12 protein-coding genes are annotated in these 19,537 nt (G+C 69.7%); 2 read left to right on the top strand and 10 right to left on the bottom strand.

The window, feature by feature from the left end; all coding sequences use genetic code 11:
• Position 1 precedes the first annotated feature (1 nt).
• Positions 2-1,288, bottom strand: coding sequence for an O-acetylhomoserine aminocarboxypropyltransferase/cysteine synthase family protein (locus RCO38_RS18250; protein ID WP_308329805.1), 1,287 nt, complete (start codon positions 1,286-1,288; stop codon positions 2-4).
• Between the two features lie 4 nt (positions 1,289-1,292).
• Positions 1,293-1,760, bottom strand: coding sequence for a CoA-binding protein (locus tag RCO38_RS18245; protein ID WP_066260645.1), 468 nt, complete (start codon positions 1,758-1,760; stop codon positions 1,293-1,295).
• A gap of 20 nt (positions 1,761-1,780) precedes the next feature.
• On the opposite strand from RCO38_RS18245, the gene RCO38_RS18240 reads away from it, so the two are divergent.
• The gene (locus RCO38_RS18240; RefSeq protein ID WP_308329803.1) at positions 1,781-2,020 is read left to right on the top strand and encodes an ATP-binding protein; all 240 of its coding nucleotides are present in this window, start codon (positions 1,781-1,783) and stop codon (positions 2,018-2,020) included.
• Positions 2,021-2,089: 69 nt separating this feature from the next.
• The gene (locus RCO38_RS18235) at positions 2,090-2,698 is read left to right on the top strand and encodes a M15 family metallopeptidase (RefSeq protein ID WP_308329801.1); all 609 of its coding nucleotides are present in this window, start codon (positions 2,090-2,092) and stop codon (positions 2,696-2,698) included.
• Positions 2,699-2,716: 18 nt separating this feature from the next.
• On the opposite strand, the gene RCO38_RS18230 is transcribed toward RCO38_RS18235, so the two are convergent.
• Genes RCO38_RS18230 through RCO38_RS18195 form a run of 8 tightly spaced genes read right to left on the bottom strand, consistent with a single transcriptional unit; the run spans position 2,717 to position 19,536 of the window.
• Positions 2,717-5,209, bottom strand: coding sequence for a hypothetical protein (locus RCO38_RS18230; RefSeq protein WP_308329799.1), 2,493 nt, complete (start codon positions 5,207-5,209; stop codon positions 2,717-2,719).
• A 17-nt stretch (positions 5,210-5,226) separates the two neighbouring features.
• Entirely contained in the window at positions 5,227-8,736 is a 3,510-nt protein-coding gene (locus RCO38_RS18225) for a S8 family peptidase (RefSeq protein WP_308329797.1), read from the bottom strand.
• Between the two features lie 57 nt (positions 8,737-8,793).
• Positions 8,794-9,144, bottom strand: coding sequence for a hypothetical protein (locus RCO38_RS18220; RefSeq protein WP_308329795.1), 351 nt, complete (start codon positions 9,142-9,144; stop codon positions 8,794-8,796).
• Between the two features lie 15 nt (positions 9,145-9,159).
• Positions 9,160-10,002, bottom strand: coding sequence for a hypothetical protein (locus tag RCO38_RS18215; RefSeq protein ID WP_308329793.1), 843 nt, complete (start codon positions 10,000-10,002; stop codon positions 9,160-9,162).
• 3 nt (positions 10,003-10,005) lie between these two features.
• Positions 10,006-12,351 (bottom strand): hypothetical protein, encoded by a 2,346-nt coding sequence (locus RCO38_RS18210; protein WP_308329792.1) that lies wholly within the window; start codon positions 12,349-12,351, stop codon positions 10,006-10,008.
• Between the two features lie 20 nt (positions 12,352-12,371).
• Positions 12,372-15,062 carry a hypothetical protein gene (locus tag RCO38_RS18205; RefSeq protein ID WP_308329791.1) on the bottom strand — a complete coding sequence of 897 codons (2,691 nt, stop codon included), beginning with the start codon at positions 15,060-15,062 and terminating at the stop codon, positions 12,372-12,374.
• 30 nt (positions 15,063-15,092) lie between these two features.
• The gene (locus tag RCO38_RS18200; RefSeq protein ID WP_308329789.1) at positions 15,093-17,684 is read right to left on the bottom strand and encodes a hypothetical protein; all 2,592 of its coding nucleotides are present in this window, start codon (positions 17,682-17,684) and stop codon (positions 15,093-15,095) included.
• A 49-nt stretch (positions 17,685-17,733) separates the two neighbouring features.
• Positions 17,734-19,536 (bottom strand): hypothetical protein, encoded by a 1,803-nt coding sequence (locus tag RCO38_RS18195; RefSeq protein ID WP_308329788.1) that lies wholly within the window; start codon positions 19,534-19,536, stop codon positions 17,734-17,736.
• Position 19,537: the final 1 nt, after the last annotated feature.

Genomic DNA, 19,537 nt, shown 5'->3' with positions numbered 1-19,537 from the left:
CTCAGACCTTCACCGCCCGGTCCAGCGCCTGGTCGATGTCCCACAGGATGTCGTCGATGTGCTCCAGACCGACCGAGATGCGCACCATGTCCGGCGGCACGCCGGCCGCCAGCTGCTGGGCTTCGTCGAGCTGGCGGTGCGTGGTGCTGGCGGGATGGCTGATGAGGGTGCGCGTGTCGCCGATGTTGACCAGGTGGCTCATGAACTGCGCGCTCTCGATGAACTTCACGCCCTGTGCCAGGCCGCCTTTCACCCCGAAGGCCAGCAGGCCCGAAGCGCCGCGCATCTGCCGCTTCATCAGGTCGTGCTGCGGGTGGTCCGGCAGGCCGGGGTAATTCACCCAGCCCACGCGCGGGTCGTCCTGGAGGTACTGCGCCACCGCCAGCGCATTGGCGCAGTGCCGCTCCATGCGCAGCGGCAGCGTCTCCACACCCTGCAGGATCTGCCAGGCGCTGGTGGGCGCGAGCGATGCACCGAACACGCGCAGGCCTTCCATGCGGCAGCGCATGGTGAAGCCGAAGTTGCCGAAAGTCTCGTAGAACTTCACGCCGTGGTAACCGGGCGAGGGCTCGGTCATGCCGGGAAACTTGCCGTTGTCCCAGGGGAAGCGGCCACTCTCGACCACCACGCCACCCAGCGTGCTGCCGTGGCCGGCGAGGTACTTGGTGGCGCTGTGCACCACGATGTCGGCACCGAAGCGGATCGGGTTGCAGAGGAAGGGGCTGGGCACGGTGTTGTCCACCACCAGCGGCAGGCCGTGGACGTGCGCCACGTCGGCGATGGCAGTGATGTCCAGCACCACCATGCTGGGGTTGCCCAGCGTTTCGGCGAACAGCGCGCGCGTGTTGGGGCGGATCGCGGCGGCGAAGGCCCCGGGGTCGGTGGCGTCGACGAAGCTCGTCTCGATGCCGAACTTCTTCAGGTTGACCGCCAGCATGGTCACGCTGCCGCCGTAGAGCGCGCCGGCCGCGACCACGTGGTCGCCGGCCTGCAGCAGCGTCGTCAGCGCCAGCGCCTCGGCCGCCATGCCGCTGGCCGTGGCGACCGCGGCGCGCCCGCCTTCGAGCGCCGCGACGCGCTCTTCCAGCGCCGCCACCGTGGGGTTGGACAGGCGCGAGTAGACGTTGCCGAAGGTCTGCAGGTTGAACAGGCTGGCCGCGTGGTCGGCGCTGTCGAACACGAAGCTGGTGGTCTGGTAGATGGGCAGGGCGCGCGCGCCGGTCGCGGCGTCGGGAATCTGGCCCGCGTGGATGGCGAGCGTCTCGGGCTGGAACGTGCGGTCGGCCATGGTCTCAGCCCTGCTTCGGTCGTTGCGACGAAATCACTTTGGTGTTCACGCCGGCCCAGTTGAGGCCGCCGAACAGGCGCGCGTGTTCGATCTTCACGCAGCGGTCCCACACCGAGTCGAGTCCCCCTTCCGTGGCGATGCGGTCGGCCTCTTCGCTCATCAGGCCCAGCTGCTGCCACAGCGTCTTCGCGCCGATGGCGACCGCGCTTTTGGCAATCGCCGGGATCTCCTCGACCTTGCGGAACACGTCGACCATGTCGACCGGGAAGGGGATGTCCTCCAGGCGCGCATAGCTCTTCTCGCCCAGGATCTCCGGGTAGCGCGGGTTGACCGGCACGATGCGGTAGCCGCGTTCCTGCATGTACTTGGCTGCAAAGTAGCTGGGGCGGTGCCATTCGGCCGAGAGGCCGACCACGGCGATGGTGCGGTCGCGCGCGAGGATGCGGCGCAGGGTGGGGATGTCGTCTTGCATGGTCCCGACACAATACCGCCATGGCGAGCGAACGCAAGGCACTGCCTGTCATCGACCCGACGCGCTGCACCGGCTGCGGCTGGTGCGTGGCGGTGTGCCCGCCGCACGTGCTGTCGCTGGCCGTGGTGCCGGGCTGGCAGAAGAAGAGCACGCTGCACGACGAGGCCGGCTGCACCGGCTGCGCGAAGTGCGTGGTGCGCTGCCCGTTCGATGCGATCACCATGCAGCGGCTGGGCGGAGGTCCCTCTGGCGAGGGATGAAGCCCCCGCGCGAGCGTCCTACAGTGGTCCTCCGGCTTCCTGAGGGAAGCGTTTCACTTCGGAGGTTCCATGGACATCACCGACATGATTCGCGCCGTCCAGGGCGCACTGGGCATTGAGACCGACGGCCGCGCCGGACCACAGACCTGGGGTGCCATCTACGCCGCGCTGGTCAAGCCCACGATCAACCGCAAGCCGCCGGAGCAGGCCCTCTCCGCGGTGGACCCGCGCAGCGAGGCCGCCATCGCCACCCTGCTGCCGGAAGCCCGCCCCATGGCGCGCGCACTGGTGCAGAAGGCCGCGGCCAGTGGCATCCAGATCAAGGTGATCAGCGGCACCCGCAGCTTCGCCGAGCAGGACGCGCTGTTCGCCAAGGGGCGCACCGCACCCGGGCCCAAGGTCACCAACGCGCGCGGTGGCTTCTCCAACCACAACTTCGGCATCGCCTTCGACATCGGCGTCTTCAGCGGCAACAAGTACCTGCCCGAGTCGCCCAAGTACAAGGCGGTCGGTGTGCTGGGCATGGAACTGGGGCTGGAGTGGGGCGGCAACTGGACCACCATCGTCGACCAGCCCCATTTCCAGCTGCGGCCGGTCTGGGCGCAGGACCTCTCCGAGCGCGAGATGCTGGCGAGCTTTCGCGAACGGCTCGCCAGCGGGCAACCGGTGTTCGCCTGAGCGGCACCGGCCGCCGGCTCAGGCCGGCATGGGCACGACCAGGGCCGGCCCCGACTGCTGGCCGGTCTGGCCGGGCACCGGCTGGCCCAGGTTGTTGTAGCCCGTCACCGTGAAGCCGTAGGTGAACGGCCCGCCGCCCGCCGATGGTGGCTGCACCAGCACCACGGTCTTCTCTTCCAGCTGGCTGGGCGTGAACAGCACGCTGGCGAAGTCGGGCTCGTCGCCCGGCCCTCGCAGGTCCACCTTCAGCGCGACCAGCGAGCCCAGCGTGGCCTGGGGCAGGCGCACCCGGATGCGCTGCGTGACGCCGACGCCGTCCATGATCACCGCCACGTTGCCGTCGGCCGCCACCTGGCCGGACTCGAACACCGAACCGTCGCCGCGCACCACCGTGGTCTCGTAGGTGAAGGGCGGCGGCTCGGGCGCCAGCGTGGGGATGCGCAGCGAGCGGCGGTCCAGCCGGGTCTCGTCGTAGATCTCCTGGAACTCGCGCCGGTAGCCCGAGGCCGCCTCGTGGTAGCGGATGTCCACCACCGCCTCCATCAGGTTGGTCTGGTCCAGCAGGGGGATGAGGCGGATGTTGAGTTCGCCCTCGAAGGGCTCGTTGATGATCACCGCCGGGTCGGCGGTGGTGATCCAGTCTTCCTGCACGCGCAGGTTGCCCGACTTGAGGAAGTAGCGCGCCCGGTAACGGAAGCTGCGGGTGGCGTTGTTGGCCAGCCGCAGGCGCCAGTGCTTGGTGGCCTCGCCGGGCTTGAGCAGCAGGGTCTTCTCGACCCGGAAGGCGTTGGAGGGGTCGTCGTACACCAGCTCGACCTCGACCTGCGTGATCTCGCCGCTGTCCATGTCGCCCAGCGACACCTCCACGTCCATCAGCTCGACGTGGTCGAGCGGCGCGATCACCAGCTGGCGCGTGCGCTCCACCACCCAGCCGGTGGAGACCTGCGTGTTGCCCGCCGTCCAGTCGCTGTTGGGCGTGAAGGTGATGTCCAATTTGTAGCGGTAGCTCAGGTCGCGCCGGTCGTTGAGGAAGGTGGTGAAGGTGCGCGGATCGGTCTTGCCGGGCACGAACAGGAAGCCGTCGACGTGCTGGGCGTCCTCGTTGGCCGGGCGCTCGCCGGGGTACTCCAGGTTCACCGCCACGCTGGCGATGCCGGCCTGCGCCAGGTCGGTGCCCATCGACACCGTGGCGATCAGGCGCTGGAAGAAGCTGTCGTCCAGGCTCACGCTGCGGATGCGGTCGGCCAGGTTGAAGCCCGCCACCACGGTGCCGAACATGCCCTGCGGCGCGGCCGTGCGCGCCTCGGCCGACTGCATGGAATAGTCGAAGGTGCGCACCTGCAGCTCGTCCTGGTGCACGAACTTGAGCGAGAAGGCCACCTGAAACGGCGAGATCGAGCTGTTGCCCGCCGGCCCGGCCGCGCCACCGCTGCCGGTGTTGGCCGCCGCCGCGGTGCGGTTCACGCTGCTGGTGGACGGCACACCTTCGGACGGCCCGTGCACCGCCGGTGCGGTGGTGGGCGTGGCGGTGGACGGCGCGCCCATGGGCGGCGCCAGCGCGGTGCCGGTCTGCGGCCCGGTCAGGCCGCCGAACAGCGACTGCAGCTGGCCCAGCATGCCCAGGTTGCCGGACTGGCGGGTCATGAAGCTCGGCGGTTCGAGGGCGGACTCGAAGAAGTCCTCCAGCAGCTTGGTCTGGAACCACTGCCAGGCGTCGTCGGCCTTCTTGCGCAGGTCCTCGTCGTCGGTGAAGTTCATCACCTCGATCTGCACCGAGCCGTTGTCGCGCAGCTTCTGGAAGGCCACGCCGATGTCGGCCGCCAGGCTGACCATGCCGATCGATCCGCGCGCGCCCAGCTCGGCCTCCAGGGTCTCGTAGACGCGCTTGTACTCGGCACGGATCTTGATGCGGAACGAGGGGCGCAGGCCCAGGAACTCGAGGTTGTAGATCACGCCCACCGGGCTGATGCCGGTGCGCAGGCCGGCCTCCATCAGGGTGGCCGCCTCGCGGTCCAGCATCATGGCGAAGGTGGCGCGGTTGAAGCCGAACAGCGAGGGCTGCGTGGCGCCGTACACCTCCTCGTAAAGCTTGAGGCCGCGCGCCGCCGTGGGCGAGGGGGCCGGGGCGCCCGCGGGCGGGTCCTCGGCCGCGTCCTTGACCACCGACAGCCGCACCGTGCCCTTGCGGAACTGGATCGGCACCAGCTTGACGTCGCCGTCGGCAAAGCGGCCCAGCTCGCCCTTGATGCTGCTGAGCGTGCGGTCGTCCACCCCGAGGTCGACGGTGAAGGCCATGAAGCCGCCGCCCAGCGACTGCCCGCCCGCATCGGGGTCGAAGTCGGGGTTGTCGGTGATGTCGCGCCGGTACTTGAGGAACAGGAACTCGGGCACGCCGTCGTTGAGGGCGAGCCGCGGCCGTTCGGGCACGTAATAGAACAGGTTGGTGTCTTCGTGATCGCGGTAGATCATCAGGCCACGGATGGGGCCGATCGGTGCATCGAGGTACAGCATGGCAGGCTCCTTGGTGGTCAGGCGGGGTGGTGGAACCAGCGGATCCAGGACCCCAGATCGCTGTCGCCCATGGACTCCAGCGCCTGGGCCGGGTCTTCGTAGCGTCGGGGTGGTGCTGTGGCGCCGCCATTGGGTGAGGCGCCGGCCGGTGGTGAACTGCCCGCGTACTGCGGGTTCTTGAAGAACACCCGTCCCGATTCGCCGCGCAGCGCCACCACCGCGTGCAGGCCGGTGTGGGCCGCGTCGCTGGGCGGTGCGCCCCAGTGCACCACCAGCAGCATCGGGTCGCGCGCCTGCTGGATGCGCTGCACGAAGTCGTTGCGCAGCGCGTCGGTGGGCTGCGGCGCCTGTTGTGTCGAGTGGTTGCGCCCCAGCAGCCCGCTGAGGGCCCGCTGCAGCTGCGCCGCCGTCACGCCGCGCCGCATGGTTTCCTGGAACACGGTGTTCACGCCATTGGGCGCGTCCGGCGGTGCCGACGGGTCGTACTCGGGCCAGGCGCTGCCGCGCGCATAGCGCAGCACGGCCGACTGGAAGCCCAGCTCGGCGTTGGTCCGCACGAAGAAGGGCAGCGAGGCGGCGCCGGCGTAGCGCGCCACCTGGTAGACCCCGGGCGGCACCTCGATTTGGTCGCCGTTGGCCAGGGTGGCCTTGGCCTCGCGGCCGAGCAGGCCGCGCAGCAGCCGCACGTACTCGGACGCATTGGTGTTGATCAGCAGGGTCTGCACGCTCGTGGGTCCGCAGGTGCTGGCCGTGCCCTGGTTGGTCTGGCCGTTGGGGTCCATGATCTCGGTCAGCGCGTCGTCGACCAGCTGTTCGGCGGCGGTCACACCGGCGATGTCGGGGTGGGGGTCGATCTGCAGCAGGGCCAGCAGGTGGTCCACCAGCAGCACACCGTCCTTGAGATCGGGCTGCTTGAGGATGGACATCTCCAGGTTGGCGGCGTTGCGGAAGCGCGTGTCCAGCAGGGTCGGCAGCTTCTGCCGCGCGCCCGGCCCGGCGAACAGCCACAGCATCAGGATCTTGCCGCGGGTGGCGGTCTCGATCTCGTTGCTGAAGAAGCGGTGGCTGAACACCCCGGCGAGCGACTGGCGGTCGGGCGAGTCGGCCGGCAGGTTGTTCCACAGCCACTGCAGGAAGGCCCCCCAGGGCACCGGCATGGCGTCGACGGCCGCCTGGTCCGGCGCCACCTGCGAGGCGGCCGACAGGCTGGTCTGGATGATGGCCAGCCGCTGCGCCAGCGGGTCGTTCTGGAAGCTGGCGTCGGGCGGCCAGATCAGCACCGAGGCCGCGCCGGTGGGGTTCAGGCGCACGCGGTAGTAGAGGTTGGGCGACATGGTGGACTGGCCCACCCGCGCCTTGCGCAGCTCCTCACGGTAGCCGTCCCACAGGGCCTGGGGCATCTGCCAGCGCGCCCGGTTGCCGGCCAGCCGGATCACCTGCACGGGCAGCTGGATGGGCTGGTTGCCGCCCGCGGCCTTGGTGATGGTGACGTCCAGCGCCTGACCGGTGTTGTAGTAGCGCAGCGGCACATAGCCGGTGCTGGGCGCGAGCAGGGCCTGCGGGTCCCAGGCGAGTTCGATCACCGCCTCGCCGTTCTCGTTGGCGCTGATCTCGAAGGTCGGCGGGGTGTCGGCCTCGGTCCAGTTGTAGAGCATGGTGCGGATGCGCACCCAGTTGCGGCTGGCGAAGGCCGGGTAGTTGTAGGCCACGGCGGCCTCGATGTCGAGCTTGCCGTGGCCCCAGTTGTTGTTTGGCACCGCGTCGCCGGTGCCGGTCTGCGCGTCCTTGCGGGCCGTGGCCTGCAGGCCCAGCCGGATCTGCTCCTGGCGCAGGGTGGGGTTCTTCTCCAGGATCAGGGCCACGGTGCCCGCGACCATGGGCGTGGACATGCTGGTGCCGGCCATGAGCTGGTAGGTGCCGCTCGCGTCGGTGGTGCCGGGGCTGGTTTCGTCGATGGACATCGCCGACATGACGAACTCGCCCGGGGCACTCAGGTCCGGCTTGATGCGCCCGTCGCGCGTGGGCCCGCGGCTGGAGAAGTCCGACAGCGTGCCCTTGTTGCCACCGGCATCGGCGCCGGCGCCGGTTTTGGTGCGGTAGCAGCCCACCGCGATGGCCTCGCGCGCGCTGGCCGGGATCGCCACCGACTTGCTGACCGTGTCGGGGCTGCCGGTCCAGACCGGGTTGCCATCCACCGGGCGCTCGATCCAGGCGTCGAACGGCACGGCCGTGGTGCCGGCGTTGGTCAGCGTGATGCGCCAGGTGCCACTGGCAATCGACGCCGCCGTGCCACGGGTCAGCCGGATCAGGATCTCGTTGTCGTGGTTCTGCACGCTGTCGATGCGCGAGTCGATCGCCACCACGTTGCCGCCGGCCAGGGTGTGGACCAGCGTGGTCGGTGCCGCCGCTGCGGCCGGCGGCGCCACCACCGGCGTGGCCACGCCCGCCGGGTTGGTCACGGTGATCGACAGCCGCTGGTTGCCGGGGTACCAGAGGTCGATGGTGTCGTCCACCACGTCGCCGGCCGGCACGCTGAAGGTCTGCACCAGGTTGCCCGAGGCCGGCACGCTGCCGCTGACCGCGATGGCGTTGTCGGCCTGGTTGCCGGCCGAACAGACATAGGCCCGGCCGGGAAAACCCAGCTCCCGGTTGATGGCCTGCTCCAGCAGGGTCGTGCCGTCGTGCGGGCCGACGTTCATGCTCTGGCTCTGGTTGATCACCACCGGCCGGTTCAGGGCGGCCGCCACGCTGTAGATGTAGTGCAGGGCATCGACCGTGCGCACCGAGTTGGCCAGCTGCAGCGTGCCGTCGCTGCCGCGGCTGTCGTTGCGCACCATGATGATGTCGGCCTCGGGCGCGACGCCGGCAAAGGTGCCCGCCGCGCGGCCATTGCCCGCCGCAATGCCCGCCACGTGCGTGCCATGGGCGCCCCGGTCGCGGTGGCGCACCACGCTGTGGGGGTTGGCATTGCCCAGGGCGCTGTTGATCTGGGTGTCGGTGTACTCGACGCCGTAGCTGTAGCCGGCCGGCGCCGCATCGCCGGCCGCCGGCACGAGGAACTGGTCCCAGATGCGCAGGATGCGCGTGCTGCCGTCGGCCCTGCGGAAGCTGGCGTGGGTGTAGTCGATGCCCGAATCGATCAGGCCCACGATCACATTGCGTCCGCGGTAGGCGGTGGGTGGTGTGCCGATGCCCGGGCTGCGCGTGTGGCCCAGGTGGGCATCGGCGGTGGCGATGTCGAGCATGGGATGCATCAGGCGCGCGCCCTCGATGCGCACCACGCCTTCAAGGGCCGCGAGGGCGTCGATGGCCGACACCGCGATGTCGCCCGTCAGCACGTCGTCGGTCCGGCTGGCGATCTGCAGGCCCGCTGCCACGAGCGGGCCGGTTTCGCCGCTGAACTGCACCAGCACCGACACACGCTGGCCATCGGCCGAGAAGCCGTAGCGGTCGAGCAGGTCGCCCGCCAGCTGGTTGCCGGCCTTCAGCCGGAGGTTGAGATTCAGGGAGGCGTCGATCTTGCTCATGATGGTGTTCTCCAGAGATCGAAGGGATGGCGAGAACGGCGGCGGACACGCCGGCCGTCAGGGGTTCGACCGGACGCCATCGGCGGGCGGACCGTCGTCGGTGTCCGGTGCCAGCGGCGCGGCGGCCGCCAGCGCCCGGACCGACGGCAGGCGCGCCAGATCGGCCAGCGCCCTCAGCGGCAGCCGCAGGGTCTGGAGGTCGGTCGGCGCGGGGCCTGCCGCGGCCGTGGGCGGGCGGTTCCAGACGCCCCCCAGCCGGGCCACCTGGTCCAGGTCGGCAGCGCTGGGCGTGGACGCCCATTGCAGGAGCACATCGACCACCGGGTTGTCCTGCGGGGCCAGCAGGCGGATCTGCAGGCTGGTCGGTGCGTCGATCTTGTTCAGGTAGGAGGTGTCGTCGTTGTCCATGGGGCGCTCCGGTGGTCAGTGAAGGGGCGGTGCCTGGCCGCCGTGGTGGAGGGTCTGTTTGGGGCCGCGCAGCACGAAGTGCACGGTGTCCAGCGTGCCGTCGGGGTGCAGGCTGATCTCGATGGCCGCGCCGATCACCTGCGACGGCGGGTCCGGCAGATCGGGTGCGAGCAGCTTGTAGAGCGCCTGGGCGAAGCACCCGTCACCCCCCAGGCGGTGCACCGCCTCGGTGAGGCGGTCGCACTTGTCCCGGGTCTCTGGCACCAGCGCCCACAGGCTGCTGGCGACCCGCAAGGCGGGCTGGTCGCCACCGGGGCCGCGCAGCCCGAGGCTCCAGGGGCGGCTGCGCGGCGGCAGGGGCCGGCCCAGCACGGTCGCCCAGACGTCCGCCACCGTCGACCAGGCGGTCGACAGGCCCAGCAGGCGCAGCGCATCGGCCACGTCGGCCTGGCGCGGCAGGTGGTAGGAAAACCAGGGCTCGGTCTTGTGGTCGGCGTCGATGCGGTAGAGGGTGGCGAGCGTTTCCACACGCTGGTGGAGCCCCTGGTGCGGGCGCTCCCAGCCCCATTCCTGCGGCTGCCAGCCGGGGGCGCCGATCACCACCTCGCCCACCTCGTGGCCATCCAGCCAGTGGGTCCAGCGCTGCGCGCCCGGGGCACCCGGGCGCCGGGTCCAGAGGTGGAGGCGGCGCGCACCCGGCGCCTGCACGGACACCAGCGCGCCGCTGCCGGCCTCGATGCAGGTGCGGAAGGAGAGGTCCGCGGCCAGGGCGTCGCCTTCGACCCGGGGCACGAAGGCGCGCGGCCCGAGCCCGGCCAGCAGGCCCGCGTGGTGCATCCATGAGGGTGTGGTCTGCATGGCTCAGCCCCTGGGCGGTACGGTCGAGAGCATGAGGAAGCGGTCGCGCGTGGAGCGCCGGCCCGTGCTCTTTTCGAAACCGGTGTTGAGCACGTAGGTCAGTTCGTAGGTGTAGTCGCGCAAGGACGCGTCCTGCAGCTTGAGGCGCCAGGGTGCGCCCATGCCGGGCTGCGCGAACGACTGCTGCTCTTCCTCGTGCACGTTGTTGGCATCGTCGTCGTAGCGCAGGGTCAGCACGATGCGCTCGACGCTGTTGGCGGACAGCGGCGGACCGACCAGCTCGGGCTGGACCTCCATCAGCTTGACGAAGGTCTCGCCCACGGTGAGGGTGCTCTTGTCTTCCTGCTGGAAGCCGGTGGACGTGACATTGCCGTCGACGTCGATGATGGTCTGGCCGTACTCGTAGCGGCGCTTGGCCGGATCGACCACCGGGATCTCCCACACCTGGGCGGTGTGGATGTTGCTGGTGTCGAACACGACGGACTCGCTGGCGGCGACGCCGTTGGCCGGGTCGGTGTAGCGCAGGTCGACGATCAGGTTGAGGATGCGCGTGCGGTCCCCCGCCACGACGATGCGCACCTTGGGGCGCGGCGGCATCGGGTCGCGGATGATCACCAGGTCGCTGGACGTGCGCTGCCAGCCCTCCTCCACCGTGCCGCCGCCGGCCTTGAGGTAGCTCAGCCGGTAGTCGATCCCCGGGTCCGCCGCCTTGTCGGTGCGCAGCGCCACACGGAAGCTGCTGTCGCCCTTGTGCAGCAGCTTGGAGTCTTCGTGGGTCCACGCCCCGGTGCTGTGCCGCAGGTGCACGAACACGCCGGAGTAGCGGTCCCATGGGAAGCTGGTGTCGACCTGCACCTCCAGCGCCAGCCGCCGGTACAGCTCGTCGGGCGAGATCACCAGCAGCTGCGAGTCGTGCGGGCGCCAGCCGCTGCTCACGCTGTGGGTCGGGCCGGGCAGGGCCGAGGGTTTGAAGAAGACGCTGTAGCGGTAGAAGTACTGGTGCCCGATGTCCGGGTTGTACCAGGACGAACGCTTGACGCGGTCCTCGGGCGAGTCGAACAGGAAGGACCACTCGGCGTCCGGGTCGGCCAGCGGATCGAACTGGTCGGGCGCGCGGTACTGCACGTCCAGCGCCACGCTGTGGATGGCGTCGCCAGCGTAGTCGGCGTTGACCAGCGCGTCGAAGCTGGTGGTGTTCCAGAGCGCGTCGTTGCCGTCCACCACGGTCACCACGTCCTCTTTCGTCAGGCCGAAGTCCTCGAAGAACAGGCTGATGTGCGCCTGCGGCGCGATCTTGCGCGAGACCGCCTTGTTGACCGTGTAGTCGACCTGGATCGACCGCAGTTCCTCGGTGCTCACCTCGCGCCGGCTGTAGCCCGCGCTGGGCCAGTGGTGCGCGATGTTGCGGATCTGGCGCGCGGTGCGCAGCACGGTGCTCACGGTCTGGTCGTCGGGCGTGGCCTCGTTGGGGTTGGGCGCCGGCTCGAAGAACTTCTCCAGCACCAGCTCGCTCAGGTCCTTGCGCACCTGGTTGAACTCCTCCTCCACCACCGCCGCCTCTTCGCCTTCGAGCTCCAGCGAGGCCGTGATGTTGATGATCTTTTCCTCCTCCAGCTTCTCGACGATGTCGTCCAGGTCGGCGGTGACGAAGATCAAGTCGACGCCGAAGTGCTCCTGGATGAAGTGGTAGGCCTGTTCCCAGTCGGCCTGCACGTCGACCCGGTAGGCGGTCTGCATGCCCACGAATTCCAGGTTGTAGACCACACCCGCCGGCATGAAGCCTTCGAAGGCCCCGTAGAGCAGCTTGGTCGCCTTGCGGCTGAGCATGGCGCTGAAGATGGCCCGGTTGTCGCCGTACAGCGAGGGCACGCCGCTGGACTTGAGGAAGGGCACCCAGCGCTGCTCGGCATCGACCGGATCGGCCGGGGCCGGCGGCGGGGTCGGGTTGGTGGGGTCCACCGGCTTGGGCAGCTCGGTGGTGCGGTCGAGAAAGGTCAGCTGCACGGTGCCGCCCTTGTAGGGCAGGGGCGCCAGCCGCGGCGTGTCGGCCAGGTTCATCTCGCGCTTGATGAAGCGCTCGGCTTTGCGCACCGCCTCGCTGTCCCAGGCCAGGTCGGTGTCGAACACCAGGAAGCCGGCCACGTCGTCCTCGGCGGCCGTCCCGTCGGGGTTGCGCTCGATCTCGTCCTGGGCTTCCTTGAGGATGATGAAGCGGATGGCGGGACGGCCCTGCTCGTCCACCGAGAGCTTGGGGCGGTTGGGGAAGTAATAGAACTGGAGGGGGTCGTGAAAGTCACTCATGACCGTCATCCCCTCGACCTGGAAGTAGGGCGGGCCGAACGAGAGCATGTCAGTCTCCTGGGCTGTGGTCAGGGCTGCGGCGCCAGCTCGGGCACGAACCTGGGCAGCGGAAAGTGCTTCTTGTCCGTGCGCACCGGCTCCTGCGGGAAGGCCGTGCCGTCCTTGTTGAAGTAGGTGATCTGCAGCTCGTACCCGGCCGGGGAATTCGCGCGCACGGGGATGCGGAACACCTGGTCGACCGGCTCGGTGAACAGGAAGGAGTCGTTGAAGCGGATCTGGTTGGCCCCGTCCTCGTAGCGCACACTCACCTCCACCACCGGCGTGTCGATGAAGCTCACGAAGCGCGGCAGCAGCGTGACCTTGATCTCCGGCGTGAGCAGCCGGGGCAGCACCACCTCGGTCCGGTCGTCCACCACCTCGGGCTCCTTCACGGTGCGGCCGTCGGCGGTGTGGAAGGTGACCTGGTAGCGGTACTGGCGCGGGCTGTTGTCGGTGAGCGGCACGCGCCACTCCTCGATCTTGTCGCCCTTGACGAAGGTGAAGGTCTCCACCTTCTGGATGCCGTTGGCCGCGTCGGCGTAGCGCATCGTGGTCTCCACCACCGGGCTGGCGTCGAAGTCCACCACGTTGGGCAGCAGCTTGACCACCAGCTGCGGCACGGTCCGCACCACGATGGGCAGAGCCTGGTCGCCGTCCATCGGGGTCCACTGGCCTTCGCGCAGGTCGCCGTTCTGGAAGGTGGTCAGCACCTTGTATTCGAAGTGGCGCACCTGGCTGTTGCGCAGCACCACCGACCAGGTCTTGAACTCGTTGATGGCCTTGAGCGAGAAGGCCTCGTCGGCGCGGTAGTTGTTGGCCGCGTCCTCGTAGCGCAGGCTCACCACCGACTGCACCACGCCGCTCCAGTCGCCCGAGGGCACAAGCCGCACGTCCAGCTTGTCGTACAGCGGCGCGTTGATCAGCAGCTGACGGGCCGTGGTCTCGGTCCAGTCGGTCTCGATGCGCTGGCCGTCCTTGAGGAAGAAGTGCGAGCGGTAGCGCACCGGCCGGTCCCAGTTCGTGAAGATGACGCGGTTGTAGGTCTGTTCCTGCTGGCCGTCGAGCAGGCGGAAGGTCTCGATCTCCTCGTTCACACCCGACGAAGTGTCGGCGTAGGCCACCTCCACCTGCACCTGGTCGACCGTCTGCGCGAAGTCGATCTGGCCTGCGAGGAGCCGCACGTTGACCCGGCCGGCGTCGGGGATCGAGAGGTTGAGCTGCGGCGTGCGCTCGCGCTCCCAGCGCGTGAACTCACCGGGCGGCTTGCCCTGGAAGGCGATGCGGTAGCGGTACTGGTACTCGCGCTTGGCGCCGATCAGGCTGGGGTCCCAGTCGCCGCGCGTGTTGTCCTTGTTGAAGGTGAAGGTCTGCTGCTTCTCGACCATGTCGCCGTTTTCGTCGCGGCCCTCGTACTGCACCTGCGCCTCGACGAAGGCGATCGGGTTGTGCTCCCAGTCGGCGAAGGCCGAGACCTTGAGGCCCAGCGTCATGAAGAATGGGTCGTTGAGGTCGGCCACGCGCACGTACTTGCCGATCTCCTGCGCCGACATGCCGGCGAAGAAGGACTGCATGGTGCCCTGCGGGTGCACCGGCCACTCGGCGATGCTCTTGATCTCCTCGTTGTAGGCGATGGAGGTGAACTCCATCTCCTGCTCGGACTTGAAGAAGTACACCTTGCGCTCGTCGTCCATGCCCACCGGGTCTTCGGTGGCGGCCGGTGCGTCCTCCTTCTTGAAGAACTTCTCCTCCATCAGGTTGGTGACGATCTCCATCGCGGTGGCGCGCAGCTCGTTGACGAACTTGTCGTCGAGCTTGAGCGTGCCGGTGTCGAAGCTGATCTTGATCAGGTTCGATTCCACCGCCATCTTCAGGTGCTGGTCGAAGTGGTAGAGCTCGTCCTCGTTGCAGGTGTTGCCCTCGAAGTCGTGCATCACCGCGCGCAGGCCCTGGTAGACGCTGCGCGTGTCGGCCTCGATGGACAGGCGCACCGGCGGCAGGCGGGCCCACATCTTGAGGTCGAAGCGCACCTGGATCGGGGTCAGGTCGCTGCCGCCCGTGCCGTCGCGGTTGACCAGGGTCTTTTCCATGAAGGTGGCGCCGGCCTCGGTGAGGTCCATGTTGGCGCTGGCCACGTTGCTGCCCACCAGGGACAGCGGACCCTCGACCACCCGGTGGCTGACCAAGGAGGCCGACTGCGGCGCGCTCACGCTGAAGGTGCCTTCGGTCCAGGTGGGCACCGAGAGGATCACCGTGGGCGGCTTGTTGCCGGGCGGCGCTTCGGGTGCGTCCGGCCGCAGCCCCAGCTTGACGTCGTGGATCGACAGGGAGGTGCTCATGGACCGGTTGTTGGCGTAGGCCCAGCTGCTCAGGCGCATGCCTTCGACCCGCTCGTTGTGGGCCTCGGCCAGGGCCTTCAGGCGCCGGTACTCGTCGTCCACCAGGTCCTGCAGGCGCTGGACCAGCGTGGCCTGGTCCTGTTCGGCCACCCGCATCTCCACGTCGAAGGCCATGAAGCCGCCGCCGCGCCCCAGCGCCGGGTTGGCCACCCGGTCCTGGTCGCCGAAGGCGTACTTGATCAGCAGGAAGACGGGGTTGTCGTTCTGGTCGCGCCGGACCGAGATGTAGTCCGGGATCACGTAGAACTTCCAGAACATGGTGTCGTCCTGGAAGACGGTGACGCGCAGGTCCTCGAAATACGCGTAGGCGGGCACTTTGAGCATGGTGTTTCTCCTGGCGGTGGGTTCGGTGGTTCAGGGTGCGGGCTGCCAGCGCGGGACCACCAGCAGCGGCTTGTCGCTGAAGGCCTGGGGCAGGGTGTGGGGCGTCTGGTCGGGCGCCACGAAGTAGGTGATCTGGTAGGCGTAGAGGCGCCGGTTCAGGTCGCGCACGTCGACGTTCCATTCGAAGCCGGTGGCGTTCGTGAAGGCCAGGGCGTGGCTGGTGTCGATGCCGTGCACCTCGTCCTGGTAGCGCAGGTCCACCGTCACCAGCGGCGTCCGTGCGAAGTCGATCAGGTTGCCGAGCAACTGCACCCTCAGCGTGCCCGGCCGGGGCGGCTGGTAGGGCGGCAGCACGAGCACCGGGTCCTCTTCCTCGAAGGGCGGCAGCACCACCGGGTCGCCGGTGGCGGGGAAGTGCGTCACCTGCACCCGGTAGCGCACCGGCGTGCCGGCGGGCACGTCCACGTTCCACACCACGGGCTGCTTGGCGCGGAAGACAAAGGTCTCCTGCCGGCCGGTGGGCAGGTGGGTCAGGCCGACCTCGGTCAGTGGCGCGGTGGCCAGGTCAAGACGGTCGGGAATGATCTGGATCTGGTGGCGCGGCGGCGCGTGGACCACGACGGGCAGGGTCTCTTCGCCGGTGTGGCTCTGCCACTGCCCCTGCTGGAAGCGGCCGTCCTTGAAGCTGGCGTGCACGCGGTACTCGAACACCCGGCGGTTCTGGTCGCGCAGCGCCACCTCCCAGGTGCGGAACTCCTGGCTGGTCTTGAGCACCAGGCTCTCCTCGCGCCGCAGGCCGTGGGCGGCGTCTTCGTAGCGCAGGTCGACGATCACCTGGGCCACACCGTCCCAGCCGTCGCCGGCGGGCAGCAGGCGCACGCGCAGCAGGCCCCGGGCTGGCTGGTTGACGATGAGCTGGCTGCCGAAGAGTTCCTGCCAGTCGGGGTCTTCGACCACCTCGCCGCTTTGCAAGCGAAAGCGCTGACGGTAGAGCACCGGGCGCGCGCGCGGCTCGAAGATCTGGCGGTCGTACACGCCGCTGGTGCTGGTCTTCTCCAGCAGCACGGTCTGTTCCTGGCGCGGCACGCCGGCCGCCGGGTCCTCGTAGGCCAGCAGCACCTGCACCTGCCGCACCTGGTTCTCGAAGTCGACGTCGCCCGCGCGCACCTCGACAAACACCCGGCCGGGCGCCGCCACGGAAATGTTGAGGTCGTTGCGGCTGGAGCTTTCCCAGCGGGTGAACGAACCGAACGCGCGGCCGGCGAACTTGAAGCGGTGGCGGTGTTCGTAGCTGCGCTCGTCGCCGATCAGCTTGGGCTCCCACTTCTGCGGCTGGTTGCCGGTGAAGGTGAAGGTCTTGAGCTTTTCCTGGCGGTCGCCACTGGCGTCGCGACCGGCGTAGCGCACCTCGACCTCGACAGCCTCCAGGCCCGTGGCGTCGAACGGCGCGAACACGCGGGCCGTGAGGTTGAGCGACTGGAACACCGGGTCGTCCAGCTGGACCACGCGCACGAAGTTCGAAATCTGCGCCGCCGACATGCCCCGGAAGAAGGTCTGCAGCGTGCCCTGCGGATGGATGGGCCAGGACACCACGCTGTTCTGCTCCAGGCTCAGCTCCAGCTTCATGTGCACGCTGTCGTGCTGCTTGCGCAGGTACTTCTTGGTCCTGTCGCGGCGGCCCGAGAGCGCCTCGTCGGGCACGTCGCCCGGGCCGGAGGGCCGGTGGGCCTCGCCCGGGTCGTCGGTGAAGAAGTTCGACTCCACCAGTTCCTGCATCACCTCCAGCGCATAGCGCCGCAGTTCGGCGATCACCGCGTCGTCGAGCGATCCGCTGCCGGTGTCGATCTGCACGGTGATCAGGCCGGCCACCTCGGCCGAGGCGGTGTCGATGTCGCTGTGCTGGAAGTCGTAGGTGGTGCAGTGGTCGACGCCGGCGCCGTCCATGATCTTGCGCACCTGCTCGTACATGCGCTGCGAGTCGGCCTTCACATGGATGCGCACCGGCGGCAGGCGGGCCCAGAAGCTCAGGTCGTAGCGCACCTGGATCGGCGTCAGGTCGGAGGCCCCGGCGGCCCCGCCACCGCCGGTGAGGGTGCGCTCCATGAAGGTGGCGCCCTCGCTGGTGAGGTCCATGCTGAACACCGAAACGTTGTCGGCCAGCAGGGACGGCGCGCCGCTGGCCACGCGCTTGCTCACCAGCACGCTGGTCTGCGGCGCGTCCATGGCCACCGTGCCGCCGGTGTAGGTGGGGGTGCCGAAGTCCACCGGGGGCGGCGCGCTCATGCCCTGCACCGAGGCCTTCTCTTCGGCGCTGCCGGCTTGGCGGCGTGCGAACTCGGTGTCCACCCAGGCCTGCAGGTTGGCGCGCACCGCCTCGCGCTGCGCGTCGTCCAGCTCGAACACCACGTCGACGTTGAGGTAGCCCCCGCCGCGCGGCAGCGTGGGGTTGCGCGCCAGCTCTTCGTCGGACAACGCGTACTTGACGAGCAGGAACACCGGCTGGCCGTCGGCGTCCAGGCGGACCCGGGGCTGATCGGCCACCGGGTAGAAGCGGTACCAGAGCGTGTCGTCGGCGTAGACGGTGACGCCGTCGACGGTCCGGAAGGCGGGGACTTTCAGCATGGGGTCACCTCTGTGGTGGGTGGGCACACCGGGATGGCATGGCACGGGTTCATGACGGCAGCTGCTCGATGAGCAGTTCGGAGGCGTGGTCCACGCGCCAGGGACCGACGCGCAGCGGACGGGTGGCGCCGGTGGCCGGGTCGCGCCCGACCCAGTGCAAGCGCCAGGCGTAGGCCGGCGGCTGCAGCAGGCTGCGGCGCCAGTAGGACCAGCGGCGCGCCGGGCCCGCTTCCAGCGTGAGCAGGGTGCCGCTGGCGTCGTCGGCGGGCAGCTGGTCGCCGGCCCGCAGTTCGACGCCCACCAGCGCGGTCGCCGCGGCCAGCGGCCCGGCCAGCCGAATCTCGACCTGATCGGGCACCGCCGGCTCCAGCGCCCATCCGTTCAGCCGCAGGCCTTCGGGCGGCAGGGCACCGGACCAGAAGGCCTGCTCCGCCCCGTCGCCCGCGCGGGCCAGGGCCTGCGCCTCGGCCGGGGTCTGCCGGTCGCCGCCGCTCAGGCAGACCCAGGCGTCCGGGGCCTGCGGGGTCAGCATCACCGTCGTGGCGCTAGCGCTGGCGGCGGTCACCACCAGCCGCACCGCTTGCGTGTGCGCCCACAGCGAGGGGTCGGCGCCGACGGGCACCGGGCGCACGCCGGCCTCGGCCTCGCCGATCACCAGCTGCAGGCCCTGCACCGGGACGAAGTCCGGCGACGACAGCGTCAGCGGCAGCTGCCCTTCCCGGGCCACCACCGCCAGCGTCCGGTAGGACAGTTCCAGGCCCGCACCGAAGGCGGGACCGACCACCGACAGGGCGTGCAGCCCGGTGCGCCCATCGAAGCGCAAGGTGTGGTGCACCCAGGCACCGCTGGGGCCGCGGTAGCGCAGCTCCACGTCGAGCTGCGCCAGCCCCCGGGAGTGCAGGGGCAGGGCGCAGAGCACGTGCACCATGACCCGCTGCATCGGCCGGAACGGCGTGACCACCGGAAAGGCCTGGGCGCGTCCAGCCCAGTCGCGGTGCACGTCGCTGAGCGACCAGCGCAGCCGCCGCTCGACCGTGTCGGGCAGCGGCAGGTCCAGGCGCCACGACAGGCCGTCGGCCGTGTCGGTGAGCGGCACGCCAGGGTGCCACTCGAAGCCCTCGCCCACGCGTCGGAACAGGCTCTGCCGCGCGCTGTGCGCCGCCTGCAGCGCCAGGGCCTCGGTGTCGGCTGGCACGGCATCGTCCAGCAGGGATTGCCAGCGCAGCAGACCCGCCGGCAGGCTCAGGAAGGCCCGGTCGAGGTCCGTGGCGCTGGCCGGCGCATCGGCGGGCAGCAGGGCCTGCAGCTGGTCGTGCAAGGTGGTGCCGGTGGTCGTCACCACCCAGGGCAGGCCGGGCCGCAGGCCCTGGACCCGCAGCCGCAGCTCCAGCTCCACCGGCTCGGGCCCCCCGGAGCTGTCTTCTCGCACCAGCGCCGCGACGATGCGGCTGTCGTCCGGACCCAGGTGGTGGGTGAGCGAGAGCGCATCGGCCGTGCTGGTGGCCACGGGCTGCCACTGTCCGGCCGCCTGCACCAGATCGCCCGACACCCCGCGCAGCACCAGGCGGGCCTCGGCCTGCGCCACCGGCGCGGGCTCCAGCGCCCGCCCGGCCAGCGACGGCTCGCGGGCCAGGGCATCGAGGTGGGTGTGGTCCAGCGCCAGGAAGGCCTGCAGCAATCCGCCGTCCTGCGCCGCGCCGTCGTCGGCGGTGCGCCGCAGCAGCGTGAAGCGCGGGAAACCGTCGGCGTCCAGCGCCAGCGCCGCCCGGTCCGGCAGGACATACAGCCGGTGCGCGTCCCGGTGGTCCGGGAACACGTCCGGGAAATCCTGAAGCGGCCGGGTGAGCATCATG

It is taken from the genome of Hydrogenophaga pseudoflava (assembly GCF_031020795.1).
Taxonomy (GTDB): Bacteria; Pseudomonadota; Gammaproteobacteria; order Burkholderiales; family Burkholderiaceae_C; genus Hydrogenophaga; species Hydrogenophaga pseudoflava_A.
Note: the sequence above shows the minus strand (reverse complement) of the source record. Positions and strands in the feature narration are given on the sequence as shown.